At 52.1% G+C, this 1415-nt stretch carries 2 protein-coding genes; one reads left to right on the forward strand and one right to left on the reverse strand.

The window, feature by feature from the left end; genetic code table 11:
* Positions 1-94: 94 nt before the first annotated feature.
* The gene (locus tag CDQ91_RS22115) at positions 95-343 is read right to left on the reverse strand and encodes a MucR family transcriptional regulator (protein WP_419722582.1); all 249 of its coding nucleotides are present in this window, start codon (positions 341-343) and stop codon (positions 95-97) included.
* Positions 344-884: 541 nt separating this feature from the next.
* On the opposite strand from CDQ91_RS22115, the gene CDQ91_RS20875 reads away from it, so the two are divergent.
* Positions 885-1403 (forward strand): hypothetical protein, encoded by a 519-nt coding sequence (locus CDQ91_RS20875; protein WP_144036848.1) that lies wholly within the window; start codon positions 885-887, stop codon positions 1401-1403.
* The last annotated feature ends 12 nt before the right edge of the window (positions 1404-1415 follow it).

A 1415-nucleotide genomic window follows, 5' to 3' on the forward strand; every position in this document is an offset into this window, starting at 1 on the left:
GTTCGGCAAACTCAAACAGCAACGACGCATCGCAACCCGCTATGACAAAACCCTGCTCTCGTTCGAGAGCTTCCTCAACCTCGCCGCTACGCGCCTATGGCTGAAGTCTTTTGTCAACACGGCCTAGGTTAGACAAGCTGGAATAGACGCTGTTGATGAGCGTTGCGATGTCGCCAACCGCAACGCTGTTGTTCGACACGAACGCCGCCGCAATATCGGCGGTGTGCGTGAGAAGGTCTTCATTTTCCATTTCGGAGCCTTTCCTCTTCGGGCTTGCAAAGCCACTCGGGTGAATGGCACCCAATGCAATTGCAGGCGTTCCGGCGGGCGCTATTGCGAGCATGACGTGGAGTAAAGCTCACGATTTTGCGTCAATTTATTAGAATTGTCCTGGGCTAAAGGCAATTAAAAGATCGGCCAAACAATCGGCCAGAAATCGAGCCAAGAGCCTACGGGCAATCGGAAAATTGGTGGAAATCGGCGATTATTCGAGGGGGTTTCTGAAACTTCCCTGCAAAAAGATCGGCCAGAAGACCGATCTAGATACCTCCAGATTTCTGTTCTTCAGGGATGTCTGCGATTTATGAGGATGGGCGCAATGCTATTCCTCGTCTCGCGATGCCGTTGTCGGTCAGTCGGCGCGCGAGCGCACATCGCGAGCATTCGTAGCCCCCTGACGACGACAGCGCCAAATATCGAAATACGTATGAAGCATTCCCATTCGTCAATGACGTGAACAGGGCATCATTGATGCTTGCGCCTTATGCGGCTTGTCCAAAGACAGGGGAATCAAGGGGAAGTGGAAAAGTTCGGGATGCTATGAGCTCCCCGAGTGAATGAAAAACAAGGGAGTTCCGATCACCAAACTGACGGAGTAACTCTCAATGACCCAAATCTTCAAGGAACGCGTTTCGTGCATCAGTGGCAGGATGATGAGCATCTTTCTCCACGACATCTTTGGTGAAAACGATGGAGAAAGTGTTCGGTTGGGCCTTCCGGCCGGCGCGGTCCACCTCAAGGATCGAAAGCTCATAATCGCGGGCACTGTCTGCGACCCGCCTATGTTCCGTGATGTGATTAAACAAGCTGCGATATCGGCCGACGCTGACGTGCTCGTTGCCCACCATGGTTTTTATCCTGAAACGCTGAACCAAGTCTTCTTCAGCCTGCTGGTTCACATCGATGGTGCGGCATATCATTTCGAACGGATGCGGCTCTATTTCCATCCGGCAGACGGATATTGGCTCGTTCCTGACGACGCCGGACTGTTTGTTGCCCTCGAAGAAGACGTGATCTGCCCCCTTCTGAGTGGTCCAAAATTGATGATATTTTGGATTACGAAGGAGATTATGAATGCCGAGCAAGAAGCATCGCCCGGAAGAGATTATTGGCAAGCTGCGTGAAGCGGAGGTTGT

The sequence above is a fragment of the Sphingopyxis witflariensis genome, from assembly GCF_002205635.1.
In the GTDB taxonomy this organism is placed as follows: Bacteria; Pseudomonadota; Alphaproteobacteria; order Sphingomonadales; family Sphingomonadaceae; genus Sphingopyxis; species Sphingopyxis witflariensis.

Bases quoted from the DNA above. Each gene is read 5' to 3' on its own strand.
- CDQ91_RS22115 (WP_419722582.1), bottom strand. From the start codon at position 343: ATGCTCGCAATAGCGCCCGCCGGAACGCCTGCAATTGCATTGGGTGCC.
- CDQ91_RS20875 (WP_144036848.1), top strand. From the start codon at position 885: ATGACCCAAATCTTCAAGGAACGCGTTTCGTGCATCAGTGGCAGGATG.